This is a genomic window from Streptomyces sp. NPDC002144, from assembly GCF_053593695.1.
Window position 1 is genome coordinate 1 of sequence record NZ_JBSFDB010000130.1, and the last position, 5,025, is coordinate 5,025.

At 68.7% G+C, this 5,025-nt stretch carries 3 protein-coding genes and 1 pseudogene; 1 reads left to right on the plus strand and 3 read right to left on the minus strand.

What is annotated here, in order from left to right; genetic code table 11:
• Positions 1–151: 151 nt before the first annotated feature.
• A pseudogene (locus ACWCQ1_RS51575) lies at positions 152–310 on the minus strand (IS5/IS1182 family transposase); the annotation flags it as partial.
• 357 nt (positions 311–667) lie between these two features.
• The gene (locus ACWCQ1_RS51580; RefSeq protein ID WP_451030073.1) at positions 668–1,321 is read right to left on the minus strand and encodes a helix-turn-helix domain-containing protein; all 654 of its coding nucleotides are present in this window, start codon (positions 1,319–1,321) and stop codon (positions 668–670) included.
• Positions 1,322–1,462: 141 nt separating this feature from the next.
• Here ACWCQ1_RS51580 and ACWCQ1_RS51585 point away from each other — a divergent pair, with 141 nt between their 5' ends.
• The gene (locus ACWCQ1_RS51585; RefSeq protein WP_451030074.1) at positions 1,463–2,446 is read left to right on the plus strand and encodes an alpha/beta fold hydrolase; all 984 of its coding nucleotides are present in this window, start codon (positions 1,463–1,465) and stop codon (positions 2,444–2,446) included.
• Positions 2,447–2,692: 246 nt separating this feature from the next.
• Here ACWCQ1_RS51585 and ACWCQ1_RS51590 read toward each other — a convergent pair whose 3' ends face one another.
• A complete protein-coding gene (locus tag ACWCQ1_RS51590) occupies positions 2,693–3,898 on the minus strand; it encodes a glycosyltransferase (protein WP_451030075.1) in 1,206 nt (401 codons plus the stop codon).
• Positions 3,899–5,025 lie beyond the last annotated feature (1,127 nt).

The following is a 5,025-nucleotide window of genomic DNA, read 5'->3' on the forward strand; positions in this document are numbered from 1 at the left end:
GCCGGTGAAGCTGCTCCGCCTGTTCGCTGATGGTCATCGGCCATCGACCAGCACGAGTACCCGAGTCGTAACACACACCACGCCCGTGACCTGCGAATTCACGATGCACATCACTCATTGTGTGTCTGAGCCAGAAGGTTTTCCATCCTCGGGCTGAGCTGGGGAGATACAGGCAGAGGACGGCCTGGACGAGGCCGGAGATCCGCGTGATCGAGCAGCGGAGCTTGCGCAGGAGCCGCCAGCCTTTGAGAGTGGCGACGGCCTGCTCAACCACCCGGATCTTGGCGTGGGACCGGCTGACCGCCTGCTGGAGGGTGTCTTGGACGGTAGTCATCAGATGTGAGCCCGTCGCGCTGGTAGCGGCGTCAGCCGAGCGGCAACACGCCGCAACCGTCCGCAGAAGCGGTGTGCTCGCGGTGCCGTACGTTGCGGGCGCCGACCGCGATCAGGGCCTCCCGGAGCCAGATCGCTGGGGCGCAGCCGGCCCGCGGCACCGGCGCTCCGAGTGCGATGAGCTGGGCTTCGGCGTACGCGTGGACCTGCTCCTGGCGGCGGATCTTCTGCGCCGCACGGTCGGTAGCGCGAGTTCCGGGAATCTGGACGGCCCTTGGCCCGAACCTATGCGCAAGTCGAGGTTTCGCCGTCTTGCCGGAGCGGGTTCCGGATCCTACGGCTGTTCCTCGCGGCCGGCCTGGGCGCGATTCGGCTGGCCGTTCCCGCGACCAGCGGCTGGAGGGGTGCGCGGCCGTAGGCGCTCGCCCTGAGGTCCGAACATGATCAAATACTCGACCGGTCCACCGGGGCTGGCGTTCGCCACCCCGTGCGGGGTGCGGGTGTTGAACTCGGCGACGTCCCCGGGGGTCAGGATGAGGTCTTGGTCGCCGAGGGCGAGCCACAGCCTCCCGTACAGGACGCAAAGCCACTCGTGGCCGTCGTGGGAGACCTGACGGGGCCGCGCGGGTGGGTCCTGAGCGGGCAGGATGTGCTTGTGGGCGTGCAGGCCGCCGACGTACCGGGTCAAAGGCAGCACGGCCTTGTCGTCGCCGAAGCTCAGCGGCGCCGTAGCGCGCGGCTCGGCTGCGGGGGCGGGCATGGGAGCGGTGCCGGCCAGTTCGTCCAGGGAGACGTCGTACTCCTTCGACAGCTGCAGCAGCACCTCCAGGGTGGGCTTGCGCCGGCCGGTCTCGATCCTGGACAGCGTGCTGGTCGAGATGCCGGTCGCGCAGCTGACACCGGCGAGCGTCGCGCTGTGGTGCTCGCGCGCGGCCCGCAACCGGGGCCCCATGGCGGCCAGCGTGCCGTCCACGTCGTCGACTGCCACCTTTCCCGCTCCTTCTTGCCGTTGCCACTCCACCGTTCTGTCCTGGGAGTTTGCCAGAAGGGCAAGGCTGATCGCGTCGGCGGGTGCCGCGCGGCATGATCGGTGGGTAGCCGCGTCCACCCGCGAATCGAGGAGAAGCCCATGCAGCCCGAGCCGACCGCCGAGCTCCGCCACCGCACCGTCGAGGCCCCAGCCGGGCGCCTGCATCTGGTCGAGCAGGGCACCGGCCCGCTGGTCCTGCTCGTCCACGGCTTCCCCGAGTCCTGGTACTCCTGGCGCCGTCAGCTCCCGGCCCTCGCTGCGGCCGGCTACCGGGCGGTGGCAATCGACGTGCGCGGCTACGGCCGTTCCTCCAAGCCGGAGGCGACCGACGCCTACCGGATGCTCGACCTGGTGGAGGACAACGTTGCCGTCGTGCGTGCCCTCGGCGAGGAGAACGCGGTGGTGGTCGGCCATGACTGGGGCGCCAACATTGCCTCCACCTCGGCCCTGATCCGCCCCGAGGTCTTTCGTGCCGTCGGCCTGCTGAGCGTCCCCTACGCTCCGCCCGGCGGCCCGCGCCCGACCGACATCTTCGGCCAGATCGGCGGGCCCGAGCAGGAGTTCTACGTCTCCTACTTCCAGAAGCCCGGCCGCGCCGAGGCGGAGATCGAGCCCGACGTCCGGGGCTGGCTCGCGGGCTTCTACGCGGCCCTGTCCGCCGACACCATGCCCGCCCAGGGCGAGCCCGACCCCCACTTCGTTGCCCGCGCCGGCGGCCGGCTGCGAGACCGCTTCCCCACGGGGGTCCTCCCGGCCTGGCTGAGCAAGGACGACCTCGACGTCTACGCCGGGGAGTTCGAGCGCACCGGCCTGACCGGCGCCCTCAACCGCTACCGCAACATGGACCGCGACTGGGAAGAACTCGCCCCGCACCACGGAGCCCCGATCAAGCAGCCGTCCCTGTTCATCGGCGGCACCCTGGACGCCTCCACCACCTGGATGTCCGACGCCATCGACGCCTACCCCACCACCCTCCCCGGCTTGTCGGCCTCCCACCTCTTGGACGCCTGCGGCCACTGGATTCAGCAGGAGCGCCCGGACGAGGTCAACCGTCTGCTGACCGACTGGCTCGCCGCCCTCTAGGGCTGAACCAGGCAGGCTACCTGGGCAGTTGGGCGGTTCGTTCGGGGTGGGCAGCGGTGACGCAGCGCATGGCGGTCTGCTCGGTGATGCCAAACAGCCGCATCAGCCTGAGCGGGTCGCCGCTGTCGGCTGCTTCGTTGAGGATTCCCGACCGGGAGGTCCCGGGCGGGGTTGCCGATCGGCGGTGAGAATGGCCGGCCGGGGCCCCTGCGCTCGGAGCGCTCCGAGCGCAGGGGCCAACGTCGTTCACCAAGACTCGTCAACCAACCGGCGTGCAGCCACTTCCGCCCCGTCGGTGCGGAGCCGGCTGCCCAGGGACGTCGCACGCGCCCGGGTCTCGGGTGACAGGGCGGTCTTGAGCGCGATGCCCAGAGTTGCGACGGTCGCGGTCGGAGCGTCAAGGGCCGCACCGAGATCCAATGCCGCCACCCGGCCTGCCCAGTAGGGGGCGTCCGACAGCTGGAGAGGTATCACCACTTGGGGCGTGCCCGCACGGGCCGCCGTCAGCGTCGTACCCGCGCCGCCGTGGTGGACCACAGCGGCCACCTTGCCGAACAGATTCTGATGGTTGGCCTCGCCGATGGCGAAGCAGTCGTCTCCGTCGTCGACGAGATCCAGGTCTGCCCACCCGCGGGACACGAGCACGCGATGCCCCTGGGCGCGGATCGCCTCGACGGCCATACGTACGACGCCTTCGGCCGGGGACACACTGCCGAAGCCGACGTAGACCGGTGGGGCGCCCGCGTTCAGGAAGCTCACCAGGTCAGCCGGGAGGGGCCGTTCGTCCGCGAGGGTCCACGCACCTGTCTGGGCGACGTCGAGCCCGGCGGTCTCCGGCCACGGTCCCAGGATCGGGTCCGCCGCCAACCACGGACGGTCGGTGAGGATGTGATCGCGCACGTTATCCACCAGCGGCAGACCGATTGCTGCCCGGTGGCTGTTGAGCGCCACGCGGAACTGCGCGTTGACTTTCTGGGCGTCCAACTCCCACAGCGTCCGGTTATCGGCGACTGCGGACTCCGGCCAGCCCGGCCGCGGTGGTGGCGCGTGGTGGGGCGACGGCAGGTGGACCGCCGCATAGCTCACGTACAGGTAGGGGAGACCCGCGGCCTCGGCCACGGATCGCGCGGCGACCTGCCCCAGACCTGCCGCCAGCACCACGTCACATCCGTCGAACGCCGCAGGGAAGGTATCGAACTGTGTCTCGACCAACTCATTCCGGTAGCGGGCCAGGTCCGTTGCCGAGGGCAGGGTCTTCCCCCGCATCAGCTCCCTTACAGGCGGCCCGACCGGCACCAGCCGCACTCCGATACCTGCGAGCCGCTCGGCGAACTCCTCGTCCGGCGGGGCGCACATCCGCACCTCCGCGCCGAGCGCCCGCAGCCGCACCGAGAGTGCGACCAGCGGTTCGACGTCGCCACGTGTCCCGTATGTAGACAACAGCACCCGCATTCAGCGTCCTTTCGTCGGGTCGTCCATGCGCTTCTGTCGCCGCCCAGGATCGGGGGGTGGCCGACGGCGGCGGTACGTCGTTCGTCGGGAATGACCGGCAGTGGCCAATTCGGCTATCTCACTGGCCGGCTCTGGACAGTCTGTGCTTGGCGAGCTGTGCAAGATCCCCCATCGTTCAACAACCGGAGTGCTACGCGATTCAGAGTCCGTCCACACCCGTACCTGATGTCTGGGTCATCCTGCCCAGCACCCAATACGGAACACGTTTCGGTGAGGGCTTAAAAGGCCCTAGTAGGGCTCCGTTAGGTCTGTCTCGGGGTCCTGTTTGAGGGCATGTTGGGGGTGTGGACGCACATGAAGTGAATGTCAGCGACGGCGTAATTCCCCACGATCTGCATGATCCTGTCGGCGTAATTCCCCACCTGGGCTGAGCCCGGCACGGGCCGCCCGACTGCTGAGTGTGCGGCTGATCCGGTCCGTCAAGGGCGCCTGCGGCGGCGCTCCGCGCTGGCCTTGCGGCCCCCCTGGACTGCCCTGACCAGCCTGAACGACGGTCTGGCTATCGGGAGGCCCGGGAAACTCTGGCGCCGTGGGGATCTCGGCGCACGGCCACCGTCCCCATGGTCGCGACGGTTTCTGCGCCGCCGTCCCCATGGTCCATTTCATGGCGTTTCGGGTGGGGAATTACGCCGTCGTCGACAGCCCCAAAAGCCGATACCGCGGACTCACCCTCTACCAGACCCTCAACGCCATCCAGGACCGGCTGAACAGCTGGACCGGTACCTGCACCACCTGCCACCGCCCCATGCCCAGAACATCCACCCCAGCCCAAACCCAAGAGCCAGAACAACCTAACGGAGTCCTACTAGGGCTTCTTATGCGTTTGTAATTGGCTGGCTGATGTCATGGTGGTCATGAGAGTTCTGGTAGCCGAAGACCACCATGTGCTGGCGCGTACCATCGCCGCTGGTCTGCGCCGCGCATCAATCGCGGTCGACCTTGCCGCGTCCGGTGACGAGGCCGAACGGATGTGTGAGGGGCCACGAGGTTTCCGGACAGGCACCCAATAGGGTTGTCCTGAACAAGGAAACGAGGACGAAGTGGCGCCACCCAGTAAGTACTCGCCG

Coding starts and splice junctions, on each gene's coding strand:
- ACWCQ1_RS51585 (WP_451030074.1), top strand. CDS start 1,463: ATGCAGCCCGAGCCGACCGCCGAGCTCCGCCACCGCACCGTCGAGGCC.
- ACWCQ1_RS51590 (WP_451030075.1), bottom strand. CDS start 3,898: ATGCGGGTGCTGTTGTCTACATACGGGACACGTGGCGACGTCGAACCG.